Here is a 16510-nt window from a genome sequence, read left to right as displayed (position 1 = left end):
CCCCTGAACAGGTGCCCTCATGTCGTTTCCCGCGATCTTCGCCTTCCTCGTCGCCCGCGTGCCCGACCTGCGCGCCCAGGTCCGCGGCGCCACGTCCGGAGACATCGAGAGGCTCGCCGAGCTGAGTCCGCGGCCGCTGCCGCGCGCGTACGTCGAGTTCCTGCGGGCGATGGGCGGCTCGACCGGCAGCTTCTCGGCGCTGCCGGTGGCCGACTGCCGCGCCGCCGAGCTGTGGCCGCACCTGCTTTCCACGCCGCCGTCGTACCCGACAGACCGCTTTCTCAAGGTCGGCATCGACCTCGGCATCGGCCGCGACATCCGCGAGGACTGGTTCCTCGATCTACAGCGCGGCGATCCGGACGACCCGCCCGTCGTGAGCTTCGAGGACGAAGGTGATCCGGACGCCTTCCGCGAAGCCCGCGCCCACGTCGTCGCGCGCTCGTGGACGGGCATGCTGCAGCGGCACGCGTTCCTGTTCGCCGCGGCGGGCAGGCGCTCGTTCCGGCGGGAGGAGGTGTTCGACCCGGTGGACCCGCGGCGCATCGACGCGGCCGCGGCGATCTGCGCGCGGCTCGGGCTGACGCCGGTGATGCCGTCGCAGCCGGGCCTGCACACGCTGGAGCGCGCGGATCTGTCGGTGATGCTCGAGGTGCCGCCGGACATGGAGCGGCTCGAGATCGAGGTCGGCGCCGATAGTCCCCGCGCCGTCCAGCTCTTCCTCGAAGTCATGCGCGACAACCTCGACGACGTGGCGGCAGGTGGAGCATGAGCGCGACCGGTGACACGCTGGCGGAGCGGTTCGAGCTGCGCGCGCGGCTGGGGAGCGGCGGGCTCGGCGAGGTGTTCGTCGCCTGGGACCTGCAGACCCGCCGCGAGGTCGCGCTCAAGGTCCTCGATGTCGCGCCGATCGCGGTCGATCGATTGACGCGGCTGGCGAGCGCGCTACGGACCCAGGCGGCGACCGAGCACCCCGCGATCGTGGTGCCACGAATCGCCGTCGCCACGACCGCGAGCCCGCCATTCCTGGCCGGCGAGCTGGTGGCGGGGGAGGACCTCGGGGCGCTGCTCCGTCGCGCCGGTGCGCTGCCGTGGCAGCGCGCGCTGGCGATCGTGCACGCGTGCGCCGAGGGCTTGATCGCGCTCGGCTCGCCGCATCGCGCGCTCAAGCCGGGCAACGTGCGGGTCACGCCCGACGAGCAGGTCCGCGTGCTCGACTGCGCGATCGCGGAGCTCGGCGTGCAGCCGGCGCCCGCCGACGAAGGAGGCATGGTCGCCGAGTACCGCGCGCCGGAGCAGCTCACGGGCGGGCCCGGCGATGCGCGCTCCGACGTGTACACGCTCGCGCTGCTGCTGTTCGAGCTGACGACCGGCGTGCACCCATTCACTGGCCCGACGACGTTCCAGGCCGCGCGCGCGGCCCTGGCCCCGCGCGCGGTCGAGCTGGCACCGGCGATCCCGCTGCCGGCGCAGGTCGAGGCGCTCATCGCCCGCGCGATGGCGCAGCAGCCGTCGCATCGCTTCGCGGACGTGGCCGAGCTGACGCGCCACCTGGCGCTGATTCGCCGCTCGCCGGGGCTGACGCCGCGGACTCACGCCGCGCCTGCCGTCGCGCAGGCGCCCGAGGACGAGCCGACGCAGCGGGGCGAGGCGCCGGCGAGCCTCGAGGATCGCACCACGATCGTCAGCCTGCCCTCGACGGGTGAAGCCAGGCCGGTGACGCCGCGAGTGACGACGCTGGCGAGTGAGTCGGTCGATGCGACCGTCGGCGAGGGCACCGAGATCTTTGAAAAGGCGCCGGTGAACGAGGCGATCGTCGACGAGACGATCGTCGATCGCACCGAGGTCCTGCCGGACCGGCCGCAAGCCGCGGAGGGGACGCTGGTCCTGTCGCCAGCGCCGATCGGAGGAGGCGAAAATGGTGGCAGAGCGAACATCGAGCGCGCGGAGCTCAATAGGGGCAGCGCGAAGGTCGAGCGCCCCGTGGTGCGCAGCGAGGACGACGACCGCACGGTGTTGATGGTGCGAGACGCTCGCCCTCCGGCGGCGGTGCGCAGCGCGACCGCGAGACCCGTCGTCGCGCCTGCGGCGGAGCTTCAGGCGCCCACGAGTCCGGCGCGGCGCTCCGGCCTGATCGTGCCCGTGCTCCTGTGCCTGCTCTCGCTCGGCCTGGCGATCGTCGCCCTGTGGTCGTTCGCCTGGGACTGACCGAGACATGTCCATTCGGACATGTCCTTCTTAAAATCCACCATCACCGGGCGCAGCGGAAGCCGACGAACGTCTGCCCGCTGTCGGCCGCGTAGCCGATGCGGAAGGTCGTCGTCATCTCCATCTCGGTGTGGGCGAAGTCGCCGCCGCGGGCCTCGCGGCCGAACGTCTCGTCTTGCAAGATCGCGCAGTCGCGGCACTCGGGCGTCAGCGTCCCGTGGAAATCCAGCACCCATTCGGCCACGTTGCCGGCCAGGTCGGCGTGCCCCCATTTGCCGTCGCCCTGCGGCGTCGAGCCGACCGCGGGCAGCGGGCATGCTTCCGTGGCCGTGTCGCAGCCGAAGTTCGCGCGCGCCGCCGTCGCTGCGCCCGCGCCCCACGGGAACAAGCGTTGCTCGTTGCCGCCGGCGGCCGCGTAGTTCCACTCGGTCTCGGTCGGCAGGCGGCCCTCGTCCCAGGCGCAGAACGCGAACGCCAGGTACCACGACACGCAGTTGATCGGCAGCTCCTCGGCCTCGCCCGGCGCGTCGGTCCAGGTGCGGAAGTTGGCGTCGCATTGCAGCGACACCTGCAGCGCCGCCGCGTCCGCTGGCAGCAGCGCATCCCACTCGGGCTGCCAGCCGCTGCCCTCGATCCGCGGGTGCGCGCCGGCATCGGGCGCCGGGCGATTGCGCGGATAGTCGGCCACGAACTGGCGGAAGCGGCCCACCGTCACTTCGTAGCGGTCGAGCTCGAAGTCCGCGACCGTGGCCGGCAAGCCGGGGTCGTTGATGCGATCGAACCCGCCGCCGGCGACCGCCGCGCTGGCGCAGCAATCGTCGTCGCCCGCGTCCCCGCACACCGGCGCGACCGCGTGGCAGCGCGGCAAGGATTTTACGTTCGGCTCGACATCGGGGAAACAAGCCGCGCCCACGAGTAAGGCCGCGAGCATCGAGAGGCACGAAGATCGATCGAAGGCTCTCATGTTATTTTATTAAAACCTTCCGACGATCGAGAGGCCGCCGGCGCCGGGCGTCAGCCACGGGGTCGCCATCGCCTTGCGCGCCGCCCTGCGGTTGCCCGCCGACGTGCGCGCGATCTCGACGATCGCCACCGTCACCGCCACCAGGCCCACGCTGCCCAGGCCGATGAAGAGCCCGAGGTCGCGGTTCTTGCGGGCGTTGTCGGCGGCGAAGTCGTAGTTGGGATCGCAGAACGTGCCGCCGGGCACATCCTGGCAATTCGCCTTCAGGTCAGCGACCGCGGCCCGGTTGTCGACGAGGAAGTAGATCGAGGCGCCCATCAGTCCGAGGCCGACGCCGCCGGTGGCCCACGCCCACGCGGGCACGCGGCGCTTTTTTTCGACGGGCGCTTCGGCGTGCAGCGGCTCGAGCTGCAGCTCGACGGTCTCGGTCTTGCCTTCGGTCAGCTCGATCTCGCGTCGCAGCGGCTGATGACCCGGCGCGGTGGCATCGAGCTGGTGCGGGCCCGGATCGGTCGGCACCGGCTTGCCGAGCGCGTCGGCGGCGAGCGGCTGACCGTCGCGGATGACCGCGAGCCCTGCCGGTGCATTCTTCACGTCGACCTGCAGCCGCGGCAGCCGGGGCTCTAACGCGGCCTGGCCGTCGCGCGCGAGCTTCTCAAGGCCCTTGCGGCGGCGGGCGTCGCGGGTCTCGTCGACGTAGTCGAGCGCCGCCTGGTACGCCGCGTACGCCGAGGCCAGCTTGCCGGCGCGCTCGTGGCATTGGGCGAGATTGAGGGCGGTGCCCGTCGATGGAAACAGCGCCATGCTGCTCTCGAATTTTGGGCAGCCGCCGGCGTCGTCGCCGGCCTCGACCAATTTGCGGCCCTCGTTGAACAGCGCCTCGGCGGCCGCGCGATCGCCCGCCGCGGGCGCGGCCGTTGCGACGCCAGGTGCGAGCAAGAGCGCGAGCGCGAGCGTCCCGCGCAGCCCGGCGCGCGTCCGGCACGCTCGCGCGCGATCACATGTGTTTGAGGAGATCATCGCTTCGATTCGGTCGCGGGTGAGAGCCGTTGCGCCGCGGTTTATGGGGCGACTGCCCCGGCTTGGCCGCGGGCTCGGGCGCGGGCGGCTGCGAGACCGGCGGGGCGGGCGGCTGCGTCGATTCGACGGGCGTCGGCGTCGGCTCGGGCGCCGGAGGCGCAGCGGGAATGTCGTCAGATATGGGGCTCGTGGCGGCCTGCGGCTCGGGCCGCGCCGGCGACAGCCCCCAGTACAGCGCGATCGCCAGCCCCACCGCCGTCACGCCGCCGGCCACGACCAGCGCCGCGCGGCGCCGGCCGGGAGCACGCTCGTGCTCGTGCGCCAGGGTCCCGCGCGCGGGCAGGGTCGGCAGGAATTCGCTGGCGCCCTCGCGCTCCGCGACGTCGGAGCGGCTGGCGGCGGCCGGCTGCAGCGCCGCATCGCGGGCGCCCGGCAGGGCCGCGAACGCCTCGACCAGCTCGGTCGCGCTCTGGAACCGCTGATCGACGGCGCGGCTGAGGGCGCGCTCGAAGAAGCGATCGATCTCGGGGCCGAGGTCCGGCGCGACGTCCGAGGCGCGGGGAATGGGGGCAGTGCAGATCGCCACGAACACCTCGCCGACCTCGCCGTCGGGGAACGGCAGGCGACCGGTGAGGCAGCGAAACGCGATCACGCCGAGCGACCACAGATCGGTGCGGTGATCGACATGGGCGCTGCTGCGGACCTGCTCCGGGCTCATGTAGCGCGGTGAGCCGAGCACGGCGTTGGTCTGGGTCTGTTCGCCGTCGAGGGCGCGGGTCGACTTGGCGATCCCGAAATCGACGATCTTGATCACCTCGTCGCCGGCCTGACGGGCGAGGAAGATGTTGGCCGGCTTCATGTCGCGGTGGATGAGGCCGATCTCGTGCGCGCGCCGCAGCGCCTTGCCCACGTCCTCGACGATCCGCCGGGTCGCCGCCAGGGGCAGCCGCCGCTCGCGCGCGAGCCGGGCCGCCAGGTCCTCGCCCTCGAGCAGCTCCATCACGATGTACGGCGCGCCAGCCTCGATGCCGTAGTCGTGGACCTGGACCGCGTGCGGGCTCTTCAGCATCGCCGCGGCCTTGGCCTCGCGCTCGAAGCGGGCCCGCAGCTCCGGCGAATCGGCGTACTCGGGGGCCATGAATTTGAGCGCGACCTCGACATCGAGCTGGAGGTGGCGGGCGACCCAAATGCTGCCCATGCCGCCCTGCGCCAATACGCGCTCGAGGCGGTAGCGGGACGCGATGATGTTGCCTGCCTCGTGCCCGGGCACGCGGCGAGCGTACTACTGGAGCCCGCGCGGTTCGACCCGGCGCGACGGGCGATCGATGCGCGGCCCGCCTGCGGCGGCGCGATCGGCTCAGCGGACCGAACGTGAGTCACGATGCGGCCCGCGGGCCGGTTCGCGCGCAATGCCCGCTCAGGGCCGTGCCCAGGCCCGTCTGCGCCCGATCCCCCGAGGTGCCTCCGGACCAGAGGTGGCGTGAATCACCCGATCGTCGCGTTGCCGCGATTGTCGGCAGCGTCGTCGAACGACCACGGCTGCAGCTGCCGCAGCTCGGCGACGCCGATCTCGCCGCGGTCGAGCTCGCCGGTGGCGGCGTCGTGGATTCGCCACATCATGGTCTGGCGGTGCAGCGGCTGCGACTCGACCAGGATGCAGCGCAGCTCGCCCGGCTCGAAGCCGCACTGGGCCTGCAGGGCGCCGATCAGCTGCTCGTCGTGCAGGTGGCCGTCGCCGAAGTTCCAGCCGAGCGCGAGGCCGGCGACCAGCTCGCCGTCGACCCATTCGTACTTGTTCGGGTCGTCGACCGCGCGCGGCACCAAGCGACACAGCGCCCGCCCGGCCAGGTGCATCAGACGAAACGCGATCACCTTGCCGACCAGGCCGACCGAGACCTTGCGCTCGTAGAACACGTCGAGCTGGTCGTACAGCCACTTCGACGACTTGCGCAGGCGCTCCAGCTTTTTGTAGCTGTCGCCGCGGAACAGCCACACCGAATAGGGCCAGTTGCCGGCGTAGTAGCGCATCGACAGCAGGAACGACAGCCGGTGCGGGGCCAGGTTGCCCACCAGCGGCAGCACCACCGCGAACAGGGCCACGAACGCGGCCAGCAGCGGCGTGCTGGCGAGGCCCGCGAGGCTGACCTCGGCGTGGGCGCCGAACAGGAAGAACCCGCCGTACAGCACGACCACGTTCCACTCGATCGGCACGCCCATCGGCACCGTGCTGAGGATGAAGCCGTGCAGCATCACCATCAGCACCAGGCCCACCGTGGTGACCGTGCCGCCGTCGCCGAGCAGCAGCACGATCGGCACCGCGAGCTCGAGCAGGGTGCCGAGGTGGGCCATCACCGTCGCCAGCGTCGACGGCCGCAGGTCGTCGGGGTAGCTGCGATAGACCAGGCGGCGCAGCCAGGCGAAGCGGGTCACCGGCGAGTTGCTGGTCATCACGCACACCACGGCCGGGAAGTGATGATTGAGCTTGGACACCCCGGCCCAGAACCACAGCGCCGCCTGCACCGCCTTGGCCCCGGCGAGCCACGGGCTGGCGAACGCGAACACGACGATCATCACCCAGTAGTGCTCGGCGCGCGCGGCCAGGAACACGGTCTTGTCGAGCAGGCCGCACAGCGGCACCAGCACCACCAAGGGCAGCAACAGGGATGCGTCGAGCTGCGGGGCCACCAGCGCGCGCACCAGGCTGATCAGCAGCACCGCGTAGAGGGCGACGTCGATCGCGCCGCGCTTCGGACCGCCGACCAGCGGCAGGCCGCGCAGCAGCGGCAGCTTGGTGGTGCCGGGCATCAAGAAGTGGAGGAAGCCGCCGATCGGGGGGAAGTAACGGCCCGTCAGCGGCCCGCTGCCGCAGCCGAGGCCGAGCACCTCGAACAGCAGGCTCCACACGATCGCCTTCTGGAACGCGAGCGGATCGAGCCACCATTGCCCGATCGCCGCGGGGTCGCCGAGCCCGGGCGAAAAGCCGCAGAAGAAGATCCAGCCGCCGACGTAGAGGCCGACCTTGAGCAGGTAGACGAAGTAGACCGCGACCGGGGTCCCGTAGCCCTGGAGGGCCCACGAGCGACACACCATGCGGCTCTTGTCCGGCAGGGGGCGAGTGGCCCACTCGAGGGGGTCGTACGGCGGCGGGATCGGGTCGAGCAAGCCCATCGATTCACGCGATCATAGCCGCGCGCGCGGGCCGGGTGGAAGCCGGCGATTCACCGCATTCGCGGCCTCAGGCGGGGTCGCACGACGCCTCGACCGGGGCACCTCTCGGCGAACTCTCGGCGGGCGAAACCGCGCCATGGAGCCCGCTTGACGCTCCATGGCGCCATCTGTATACTTGCTAGTCGCCAGCAAGTAAGTGGATCCGGCGACGAAATCTCGAGTGATTTCAAAGCCATGGACGCGCAGGCCGGAGCGCTTTTGAGCCCGAGGTTGCTGGGAAACATACGAACCACAGATCGTCGGATGGGCCTGGGCGCGAAGTAGAGCGACTTCGAGGCGAGGGGTGATTCGACGCCAGACAGGAGGCAGCATGAGGCAGGGGACATCTCGAAGGGTCGGCGCGAGCGCGCTGGCGGTGGCGACAATGCTGTGTACGGCGGACCTGGCAATGGCGAGCCCGCCGTTGCTGGACACCGCGACCATCCGTTCGCCTCTGGCGGCCGGCTGCGCGGGCAAGCCCGACGCCACGCCGATCCCGCTCGACCCACGCACGCTGGTGGTCCCGGGCGTCAACACGCCGGGCGCGGCGGTGCAGTTCAACGCCTGGTGGGTCGACCTTCACGATCCGCCGGAGCCGTTCGAGACCACGCTGGCGCCCAATCCGAGCACCTGCGGCGAGTTTCGGGCCAGCGTCGAGCGCGGGCGCAAGAACATCCAGGAGCGGGCTTACTTCCAGTCGTTCTCGACCGCCAAGAACTACTACGAGATCTACAAGCAATGGGGGTACCTGCTGCGCCCGGCGGACTTCGACGAGCAGGTGATCAAGCGCTACGGCATGATCAAGGCGCCGTTCGACAACCCGTACCCGTACCCGTGGGAGAACCCCAACTTCACGAACGGCGGCAGCGGGCAATTGCCGCTCGGGCTGGTCCAGGCCAAGGACTCCAACGGCAATTGGACCGGCCTCATCTCGTCGTCGTGCTCGGGCTGCCACGACTCGCGGCTCGGCACCAGCGCCGAGCTGCCGTTCGTGTGGGGCCGCTCGAGCGACGCCAACGACGCGGGCCTGCTGCAGGCCGACTTCTTCCAGGCCAACAAGCTGCTCAACTTGCTGCTGCTGGCGCCGATCCCGTGGAGCGTCGGCCGCGGCTCGTCCGACGCGATCGGCATCGTCGACCTGCTGCCGGCGCTGTTCGACATGGACTCGCTGGCGATGGTGCCGAGCCTGCTCGAGTACTTCCCGACCCACGCCGGCGGCATGTCGCGCGCGCCCAATTGGTGGTACCGCGCGTTCAAGACCCGCCAGTTCTGGGACGGCGCGCTCACGTCCGACAACGTGCGCTCGGAGATGGCGTTCGGGATCGCCAACCTGCTGCGCAGCGCGCCCGAGCGGCGGGCGCTGACCGCCGAGTTCGAGGACAACGACAACTTCTTCCTGTCGATGTCGCCGCCGGCCTACCCGCACGCGATCGACGAGGGCCTGGCCGAGTGGGGCGCGGAGCTGTTCCACGAGCGCGACCTGTGGGAAGGCGGGGCCAACCCCGACATCCCGGTGCCGGAGGGCAACGGCTCGTGCGCCAGCTGCCACGGCGTGTACTCGCCGCAATACGCGGCCGACCCGGCGTATCTGCCCGACCCGCGGCTCAAGGGCATCGCCGGCGTGATCACGCCGATCGAGATCATCGACACCGACCCGTCGCGCTTCGAGCTGATGGCCGACGAGCGCAAGCGCCGGGCCTGGAACACCTCGTTCCTGGCCTACAACGACATGAGCCCGGATCACCAGGGTTTCTTCGACGACCCGGTGTCGAGCGCGCTGCGGCGGATCCCGCGCGCGGCCTACGACAACGGCCAGGGCCCGGTGTACTCGCCGCTGGGGCCCAACGAGTGGATCGAGCCGACCGGCTACATGGCGCCGCCCTTGTACGGGGCGTGGGGCAACGCGCCGTTCCTCCACAACGGCAGCGTGCCCGACCTGTGGGGCGTGCTCGACCCCGACGCGCGCCCGGCGGTGTGGAAGCGGCAATACACCGCCGCCAACATCCTCGGCACCAACGCCGGCTACGACCCCAGCTTCGCCGCCTACGACTTCGCCAAGCTCGGGTGGAAGTACACCGCGCTGCAGTGCGCGGACAAGCCGGGCAACAGCACGTTCCTGCCGTGCTCGGAGGACATGGCGACGATCGACGTGCTGTTCGCCAACATCGCCAACGCGGTCGCGCAGTACAACTCGCTGGCCTATCAGTCGCCCCCGCCGATCACGCAGAAGCAGATCCGCTCGCGCATGATCTTCAACAGCCACCTCTATGGCATGGGCAACCACGGCCACGACTTCACGCAGTCGCTGGACGACGACGAGCGGTGGGCGCTGCTCGAGTACATGAAGACGCTGTGAGTGCGGTGCGATGACCCCAAGAACGATCTTCGAGCCCGAACACGAGATCTTCCGCGCGGCGGTCCGCAAGTTCTTCCGCGCGGAGGCGACCCCCCACGTCGAACGCTGGCGCCGGCAAGGCATGGTCGACCGCGCGATCTTCCACAAGGCCGGTGAACAGGGTTACTTGCTGATGTGGGCGCCCGAGCAGTACGGCGGGCTCGGGCTCGAGGACATGCGCTACGAGCAGATCGTGCAGGAGGAGAACTTCCTGCACGGCGACCCGGGGCTGTGTCTGACGCTGCACTCGCGGGTGGTGGCGCCGTACATCGGTCAGCACGGGACCGCCGAGCAAAAGGCGCGGTGGCTGCCGCCGGCGGTCCGCGGCGAGACGATCCTGGCGGTGGCGATGTCGGAGCCGGCCGCCGGCTCCGACCTCGCGGGCATGCAGGCCCGCGCCGAGGAGCACGCAGGCCACTGGGTCCTGAGCGGCTCGAAGACGTACATCTCGAACGGGCTGCTGGCGGACGTGGTGATCGTCGCCGCCAGGACCGGCCGCGGCTCGGACCGCGCGATCGGGCTGTTCGTGGTAGAAGAGGGAATGGCGGGGTTCGGGCGCGGACGCAAGCTCGACAAGCTGGGCCTCGACGCCCAGGACACCGCGGAGATGTTCTTTGAAGGCGTGGTCGTGCCGAAGCACAACGTGCTCGGCGACCCGGGCCAGGGCTTTCGCTATTTGATGCAGGCGCTGGCGGTCGAGCGGCTGCAGATCGCCATCGGCGCGATCGCCCACGCCCAGGTCGCCTTCGACGTGACGCTCGAGTTCGTCAAGCAGCGCACCGCGTTCGGTCGACCGATCGGCACGTTCCAGGACCCGCGGTTTCGCATGGCCCGCATGCGCGCCGAGCTCGACGCGATGCAGAGCCACGTCGACCACTGCGTGATGCTGGCCAACGCGGGGGCGCTGTCGGCCGAGGTCGCCAGCGGGGCGAAGATGCTGGCGACCGAGCTCGAAGGCCGGGTGATCGACGACTGCCTGCAGCTGCACGGCGGCGCCGGTTACATGGAGGAGTACCGCATCAGTCGCATGTACCGCGACGCGCGGGTGACCCGCATCTTCGGCGGCACCAGCGAGATCATGGCCGAGATCATCGGCCGACGACTGGGACTCGACGACCGCAGGCTGAGCCGATGAACCAATCCAGCGAGAGCTCCGAACAGGCGGCCTTCCGCGCCCACTGCAAGGCGTGGCTGGCCAGCGGCCTGCCGCCGCGGCCGGGCTTTCGCCTGCCGCTCGGGCCGCTCGAGATCGCCACGCGCGAGCAGCTCGAGTACCTGTGCGCCTGGCAAAAGGCGGCCCACGCGGCCGGGCTGGTCGGCTGCGACTATCCGCGCGAGTACGGCGGCGGTGGCCTGCGCGATTGCCAGTGGATCGCCAATCACGAGCTCAAGGCCGCCGGCGCGCCGTTCTTCCCCAACATCGTCGGCCTCGGCATGGCGGCGCCGACGATCTTCCACCACGGCACCGAGGCGCAGAAGCGGCGCCTGTTGCCGCCGCTGTTCGCGGCCGACGAGATCTGGTGTCAGGGCTTCAGCGAGCCGGGGGCCGGCTCCGACCTCGCCAACGTGCAGGCGCTGGCCGAACGCGACGGCGAGGGCTGGCGCGTCAACGGCCACAAGGTGTGGACGACGCTGGCGCACTTTGCCACGTGGATGATCTTGCTGTGCCGCACCGACCGCGCGCGCAAGCACGACGGCATGACCTACTTCGTTGCGCCGATCCGCGACGGCGTCGGCCGCGGGGTCACGATCCGCCCGCTGGTCAAGATGACCGGCGAGCTCGGCTTCAACGAGGTCTTCTTCGAGGACTACCCGATCGCCGACGACCTGCGGCTCGACGAGGTCGGGCGCGGCTGGGCGGTGGCGATGACGACGCTGCTGCACGAGCGCGGGGCCGGCTCGCTGGTGACGCCGTCGGCCGGCGGCGGGCTCGGTGACGACAGTGAGACGACGCTCGGCGCGGCGGGGCTGGTCGAATTGGCGAAGCGATCGTATCGCCACGGCAAGCCGGCGAGCGACGATCCGCGGCTGCGCGACGCGATCGTGAAGATGCTGATCCGCGAGCGGGCGTTCGCGCAGAACGAGCGGCGCGCGGCCGTGCCGGCGCTGGTCGATCACCCGCTGCGGCTGCCGCTGCAGCACAAGTTGACGCTCTCCGAATTGTTGCAAGACACCGCGCGGCTGGCCTGCGAGATCGAGGGCATGGCGGCGACGCTGCACCAGACCGATCCGAACGCGCCGGCCGGCGGTCGCTGGCCGCACGCCTACATGAACTCGTTCGGCTTCACGATCGCCGCCGGCTCGAACGAGGTCCAGCGCAACATCCTCGGCGAGCGCGTGCTCCGCCTGGCCAAGTCGAAGTGAAAAGAGCCACGATGACCCGACCGCACGACTTCGGCTTCGACGAGACGGCGCAGATCCTCAAGGGCACGGCGCGGCGATTGCTGCAAGACCATTGCGCGCCCGAGGCCCTGCACCGGCTGGTGGCCCTCGACGCCGGGCCGGCGCGCGCCTCGGAGTGCGTGTGGGACGAGGCGCTGTGGCGCCGCATGCTCGACCTCGGCTGGACGGCCGTGGCGGTGCCCGAGCGCCTCGGCGGGTTCGGCATGGGCCTGGTGGCGATCGCCGGGCTGGTCGAAGAGCTCGGGCGCGCGGCGGCGCCGTCGCCCCTGATCGTGACCCTGTGCGCCACCTACGTCGCGCTCGCCTGCGGGCCGGCGGCCGACGAATTGTTGCGGCGGATCGCGGCTGGCCTTTCGGTCAGCCTGGCCGGGACCGACCGGCGCGGCTCGTGGGAGGCGGAGCACACCGAGGTCACCGTCGACGCGAACGGTCGATTGAGCGGCACCGCGTGGTTCGTGCAGGACGCCGGCAAGGTCGGGGCGCTGATCGTCAAGGCCAGGTCGGCGCAGGGGCTCGGGCTCTACCTCGTCGAGGTCGACGCCACCGGCGTGACGATCGTGCAGGACGCGATCCTCGACCTCACGCGCGATCAGGCCCACGTCGTGCTGCGCGAGGTCGTGCCCGCCCAGGTGCTGGCGAGCCCCGGCGATGGTGCGCGCGCGCTGGTCGCGGCCGAGCCGGCGATCTTGACGATCATCGCCGCCGACATGGTCGGCGCGGGCGAGTGGCAGCTGCAGACCACGGCCGAGTATGCGCGCACGCGGGTCCAGTTCGAGCGGCCGATCGGGTTCTTTCAGGCGGTCAAGCACCCGCTCGTCGACATGATGGTCCAGCTCGACGCGGCCCGCTCGCTGGTCTACGACGCGGCCTGCGCGTTCGACCACGAGCCCGAGAGCGCGGAGGTGTGCGCGCGCATGGCCAAGGCGGCGGCGAGCGACGCGGCGGCGTATTGCTCGGACCGGTCGGTGCAGCTGCACGGCGGGATCGGCTTCACCTGGGAGTGTTTCGTTCAGCTGTGGTTCAAGCGGCAGCGGCACAACGAGGTGCTTTACGGCGACGCGGCCCATCAGCGGGCCGTGCTGGCCGATCGGCTGCTCGGCAGGATCGGTGCTACCGCATGAAGATCCGCGCCGCCGTCGCGCGTGCGCGCGAGCCGTTCCGCATCGAAGAGGTCGAGCTCGACGGGCCGCGCGCCGATGAAGTTTTGGTCGAGGTCGAGGCTTGTGGGATCTGCCACACCGACCTCTCTGCCAAGGATCACGACTACGGCACCCCGCTGCCGGCCGTGCTCGGGCACGAGGGCGTCGGCCGGATCGTCGCGCTCGGCGACGGCGTCACCCGCTTCGCCGTCGGCGAGCGGGTGGTGATGAGCTTCGGCGCGTGCGGTCGCTGCACCAGTTGCGCGAGCGAGGCGCCGGCGTACTGTCGACATTCGCGCGACTTCAACCTGTTCGGCCGCCGCCTCGACGGCTCCTCGCCGGCCTCGCAGGCGGGCCTTCCGCTCACCGGGCATTTTTTCGGCCAGTCGGCGTTCGCCAGCCACGCGATCGCGGCCGCGCACAACCTCGTGAGCCTCGGCGACGACCTCCCGGGCCCGCTCATGACCTCGCTCGGGTGCGGCGTGCAGACGGGCGCCGGGGCGGTGGTCAACGTGCTGAGGGCCGAGCCGGACGATACGATCGGCGTGTTCGGCTGCGGCACCGTCGGCCTGGCGGCGATCATGGCGGCCAGGATCGTCGGCTGCGAGCGCATCGTCGCCGTCGACGTGCGCGCCGGGCGGCTCGACACGGCGCGCGCGCTCGGGGCCACCGAGGTCGTCGACAGCGCGCAGGGCGACCTCGTGGCGGCGCTCAAGCGGCTCGGCGGGTTGACGCTGGCGTTCGACAACACCGGGCGGCCGGAGGTGATCGAGGCCGCTTACGGGGCGCTGCGTCCGCGCGGGCGGATCGTGCTGGCCGGGTTGAGCGCGCGGGGGGCCAGCCTGACGCTCGACCTCAATCGCCTGATGGCCAGCGGCCGCAGCCTGCGCGGCACCATCGAGGGCGACGCCGACCCGCGCACCTTCATCCCGCGGCTCTACGACTGGTACCGGCGCGGCGAGCTGCCGCTCGAGCAGCTCGTCACCACCTATCCTTTTGAACAGATCAACGAGGCCGCGGCCGACATGCTGGCCGGGCGGGTCATCAAGCCGGTCCTGCGAATGACATGACGAGGGAGACTGCCATGAATGCCACGAGCGCGCTCGACGAGCTGATCGCCGGCGGCGGTGATAGCACCGCCGACGCCCTGCACGCGCTGTTCGACGCCCTGCCGCCGATCGACGACACCGCGTTCCTGCGCGGCGACTGGGAGGGCGGGGTGCTGCACACCGGCCACCCGGGTGAGCAGCAACTGACGGCGGTCGGCTGGGTCGGCAAGACGTTCCACCATGATAACGACGTCGACCCGATCGTCAGCCGCGACGAGGGCGGGCGGCGTGTGGCCAATGCGGTCCTCGGCAAGGCCTCGCTGCGGCGCGTGGTCTACCGCGGGGTCGTGACCGCTACCATGATCTACGACCGGCACCCGATCTTCGATCACTTCCGAAAGATCGACGAAGGCCGGGTGCTCGGCGTCATGGACCGCAAGGGCGACGCGGCGCCGCTGTTCTTCTTCCTGCGCCGGCTGCCGTCGCCGTGAATGGAGGTTCGACATGACCACGATCTCGTCCGTGATCCGTACCCACGCCGCCGAGCGCCCCGACGCGGTCGCGCTCGTGTGCGGCGCGCAGAGCCTGACCTGGGCCGAGCTGCACGCGCGCTCGAACCGGGTCGCCGACGCCTTGCGCCGGGTCGGGGTCGGCTTCGGCGACCGCGTCGCCTTCCTCGACAAGAACGGGCTCGAGTACTTCGAGCTGCTGTTCGCCACCGCCAAGCTCGGGGCGGTGCTGGTCGCGGTCAACTTTCGCCTGACCGCGCGCGAGGTCGGCTTCATCGTCAACGACGCCGAGGCGCGGGTGTTCGTGGTCGGCGCCGAGTTCCTGCCGCTGGCGGCGGAGCTGGCCGGCGCGCTCGAGACGGTGCACACGCTGCTGGTGATCGGCGGCGACGCGGCGCAGCCGTCGTACGCGGCCTGGCGCGACGGCGGCGCCGACGTCGACCCGGATGTGACGATCCGCGGCAGCGACGTCGCGTTCCAGTTCTACTCCTCGGGCACGACCGGCGACCCGAAGGGCGTGCTGCTCAGCCACGACAACGTGTTCGGCCTGCTGCCGACTTCGTCGCAGAAGTGGGGCGTCGACGCCGGCTCGGTCAACCTGATCGCGCTGCCGCTGTTCCACGTCGGCGGCGGCGGCTGGGCGATGGTCGGCATGTTCCACGGCTGCAAGTCGGTGGTGGTGCGCGACGTCGATCCGACGGGCCTGATTCGCGTGATCGGCGAGCACAGGATCAGCCACGCGTTCCTCGTGCCGGTGCTGCTGCACTTCATGCAGCAGGTGCCGGCGGCGGCCACCGGCGACTTCTCGAGCCTCGAGCTGATCGTCTACGGCGCGTCGCCGATCAGCGAGTCGGTGCTGGCCGGGGCGGTGCGGCGGATGGGCTGCAAGTTCGCCCAGGCGTACGGGCTGACCGAGACGACCGGGGCGATCGTGACGCTGCCGCCGGAGGACCACGATCCGCAGGGGCCGCATCGCCACCGCCTGCGCGCGGCCGGCAAGCCGCACGACGGGGTCGAGCTGAAGATCGTCGCGCCCGACAGCGGGGCCGAGATGCCGGTCGGGGTGCCGGGGGAGATCTGGACCCGATCGCAGCAGAACATGGTCGGCTATTGGCGCAACGCCGAGGGCACCGCGGCGGCGATCAACGTCGACGGCTGGCTGCGGACCGGCGACATCGGCTACTTCGACGACGACGGTTATGTCTACATCCACGACCGCGTCAAGGACATGATCATCTCGGGCGGCGAAAACATCTATCCGGCCGAGGTCGAGAACATCCTGATGAAGCACCCGGCCGTCGCCGACGCGGCGGTGATCGGCGTCCCGTCGGACGTGTGGGGCGAGTCGCCGTTCGCGGTGGTCGTCGCCAGGCCCGGCGCGACGGTCGACCCGCAGGAGCTGCAGGCGTTCGCGCGCCAGCACCTGGCCAAGTTCAAGGTCCCCGTCGGCGTGTCGGTGGTCGCCGCGCTGCCGCGCACGCCGACCGGCAAGCTGCTCAAGCGCGAGCTGCGGGCGCCGTTCTGGCACGGGCGCGAGCGGGCGGTCAGCTGAGGTGGCGGAGGCGAACGCGCCGCGGCGCGGTGAACAGTGGTTGAAGTCGTCGCGGCGGCGCGAGACC

The 16510-nt window shown here is 71.0% G+C and carries 13 protein-coding genes; 9 read left to right on the top strand and 4 right to left on the bottom strand.

Annotation, left to right across the window (positions count from 1 at the left end; all coding sequences use genetic code 11):
• Positions 1-19 precede the first annotated feature (19 nt).
• Together POL25_RS31610 and POL25_RS31605 are read left to right on the top strand one after the other, a co-directional pair.
• On the top strand, positions 20-769 hold the full coding sequence (locus POL25_RS31610) for an SMI1/KNR4 family protein (protein WP_272089998.1): 750 nt from the start codon (positions 20-22) through the stop codon (positions 767-769).
• The gene (locus POL25_RS31605; protein ID WP_272089997.1) at positions 766-2205 is read left to right on the top strand and encodes a serine/threonine-protein kinase; all 1440 of its coding nucleotides are present in this window, start codon (positions 766-768) and stop codon (positions 2203-2205) included. The genes POL25_RS31610 and POL25_RS31605 overlap by 4 nt, the downstream gene beginning before the upstream one ends.
• Positions 2206-2248: 43 nt before the next feature.
• On the opposite strand, the gene POL25_RS31600 is transcribed toward POL25_RS31605, so the two are convergent.
• The 4 genes from POL25_RS31600 to POL25_RS31585 all read right to left on the bottom strand — a co-directional run bounded on the left by POL25_RS31600 (position 2249) and on the right by POL25_RS31585 (position 7357).
• Positions 2249-3073 carry a formylglycine-generating enzyme family protein gene (locus POL25_RS31600; protein WP_272089996.1) on the bottom strand — a complete coding sequence of 275 codons (825 nt, stop codon included), beginning with the start codon at positions 3071-3073 and terminating at the stop codon, positions 2249-2251.
• A 105-nt stretch (positions 3074-3178) separates the two neighbouring features.
• On the bottom strand, positions 3179-4189 hold the full coding sequence (locus POL25_RS31595; RefSeq protein WP_272089995.1) for a peptidase associated/transthyretin-like domain-containing protein: 1011 nt from the start codon (positions 4187-4189) through the stop codon (positions 3179-3181).
• A complete protein-coding gene (locus POL25_RS31590) occupies positions 4167-5459 on the bottom strand; it encodes a serine/threonine-protein kinase (protein WP_272089994.1) in 1293 nt (430 codons plus the stop codon). Before POL25_RS31590 ends, POL25_RS31595 begins: the two co-directional genes overlap by 23 nt.
• 215 nt (positions 5460-5674) lie before the next feature.
• Complete coding sequence (locus POL25_RS31585) at positions 5675-7357, bottom strand: DUF3556 domain-containing protein (RefSeq protein WP_272089993.1); 1683 nt, start codon at positions 7355-7357, stop codon at positions 5675-5677.
• A gap of 370 nt (positions 7358-7727) precedes the next feature.
• Here POL25_RS31585 and roxA point away from each other — a divergent pair, with 370 nt between their 5' ends.
• From roxA to POL25_RS31550, 7 genes are read left to right on the top strand one after another with little or no spacing between them, the layout of a single operon-like run.
• Entirely contained in the window at positions 7728-9752 is a 2025-nt protein-coding gene (roxA, locus tag POL25_RS31580; protein WP_444547409.1) for a rubber dioxygenase RoxA, read from the top strand.
• Positions 9753-9762: 10 nt separating this feature from the next.
• Positions 9763-10926, top strand: coding sequence for an acyl-CoA dehydrogenase family protein (locus tag POL25_RS31575; RefSeq protein ID WP_272089991.1), 1164 nt, complete (start codon positions 9763-9765; stop codon positions 10924-10926).
• On the top strand, positions 10923-12155 hold the full coding sequence (locus tag POL25_RS31570) for an acyl-CoA dehydrogenase family protein (protein WP_272089990.1): 1233 nt from the start codon (positions 10923-10925) through the stop codon (positions 12153-12155). Before POL25_RS31575 ends, POL25_RS31570 begins: the two co-directional genes overlap by 4 nt.
• 11 nt (positions 12156-12166) lie before the next feature.
• On the top strand, positions 12167-13315 hold the full coding sequence (locus POL25_RS31565; protein ID WP_272089989.1) for an acyl-CoA dehydrogenase family protein: 1149 nt from the start codon (positions 12167-12169) through the stop codon (positions 13313-13315).
• Positions 13312-14403, top strand: a complete 1092-nt coding sequence (locus tag POL25_RS31560) for an NAD(P)-dependent alcohol dehydrogenase (RefSeq protein WP_272089988.1) — start codon at positions 13312-13314, stop codon at positions 14401-14403. Before POL25_RS31565 ends, POL25_RS31560 begins: the two co-directional genes overlap by 4 nt.
• Before the next feature lie 14 nt (positions 14404-14417).
• Positions 14418-14873 (top strand): DUF4334 domain-containing protein, encoded by a 456-nt coding sequence (locus POL25_RS31555; RefSeq protein WP_272089987.1) that lies wholly within the window; start codon positions 14418-14420, stop codon positions 14871-14873.
• 13 nt (positions 14874-14886) lie between these two features.
• Positions 14887-16443, top strand: a complete 1557-nt coding sequence (locus POL25_RS31550) for a long-chain-fatty-acid--CoA ligase (protein ID WP_272089986.1) — start codon at positions 14887-14889, stop codon at positions 16441-16443.
• Positions 16444-16510 lie beyond the last annotated feature (67 nt).

The organism is Nannocystis bainbridge, from assembly GCF_028368995.1.
Taxonomy (GTDB): Bacteria; Myxococcota_A; Polyangia; order Nannocystales; family Nannocystaceae; genus Nannocystis; species Nannocystis bainbridge.
The sequence above is the reverse complement of the archived record's forward strand: the minus strand, read 5'-3'. Positions and strand labels throughout refer to the sequence as shown.

What these genes read in the sequence shown, in the direction of transcription:
- POL25_RS31610 (WP_272089998.1), top strand. Translation starts at nt 20, where the DNA reads ATGTCGTTTCCCGCGATCTTCGCCTTCCTCGTCGCCCGCGTGCCCGAC.
- POL25_RS31605 (WP_272089997.1), top strand. Translation starts at nt 766, where the DNA reads ATGAGCGCGACCGGTGACACGCTGGCGGAGCGGTTCGAGCTGCGCGCG.
- POL25_RS31595 (WP_272089995.1), bottom strand. Translation starts at nt 4,189, where the DNA reads ATGATCTCCTCAAACACATGTGATCGCGCGCGAGCGTGCCGGACGCGC.
- POL25_RS31585 (WP_272089993.1), bottom strand. Translation starts at nt 7,357, where the DNA reads ATGGGCTTGCTCGACCCGATCCCGCCGCCGTACGACCCCCTCGAGTGG.
- roxA (WP_444547409.1), top strand. Translation starts at nt 7,728, where the DNA reads ATGAGGCAGGGGACATCTCGAAGGGTCGGCGCGAGCGCGCTGGCGGTG.
- POL25_RS31575 (WP_272089991.1), top strand. Translation starts at nt 9,763, where the DNA reads ATGACCCCAAGAACGATCTTCGAGCCCGAACACGAGATCTTCCGCGCG.
- POL25_RS31570 (WP_272089990.1), top strand. Translation starts at nt 10,923, where the DNA reads ATGAACCAATCCAGCGAGAGCTCCGAACAGGCGGCCTTCCGCGCCCAC.
- POL25_RS31565 (WP_272089989.1), top strand. Translation starts at nt 12,167, where the DNA reads ATGACCCGACCGCACGACTTCGGCTTCGACGAGACGGCGCAGATCCTC.
- POL25_RS31560 (WP_272089988.1), top strand. Translation starts at nt 13,312, where the DNA reads ATGAAGATCCGCGCCGCCGTCGCGCGTGCGCGCGAGCCGTTCCGCATC.
- POL25_RS31555 (WP_272089987.1), top strand. Translation starts at nt 14,418, where the DNA reads ATGAATGCCACGAGCGCGCTCGACGAGCTGATCGCCGGCGGCGGTGAT.
- POL25_RS31550 (WP_272089986.1), top strand. Translation starts at nt 14,887, where the DNA reads ATGACCACGATCTCGTCCGTGATCCGTACCCACGCCGCCGAGCGCCCC.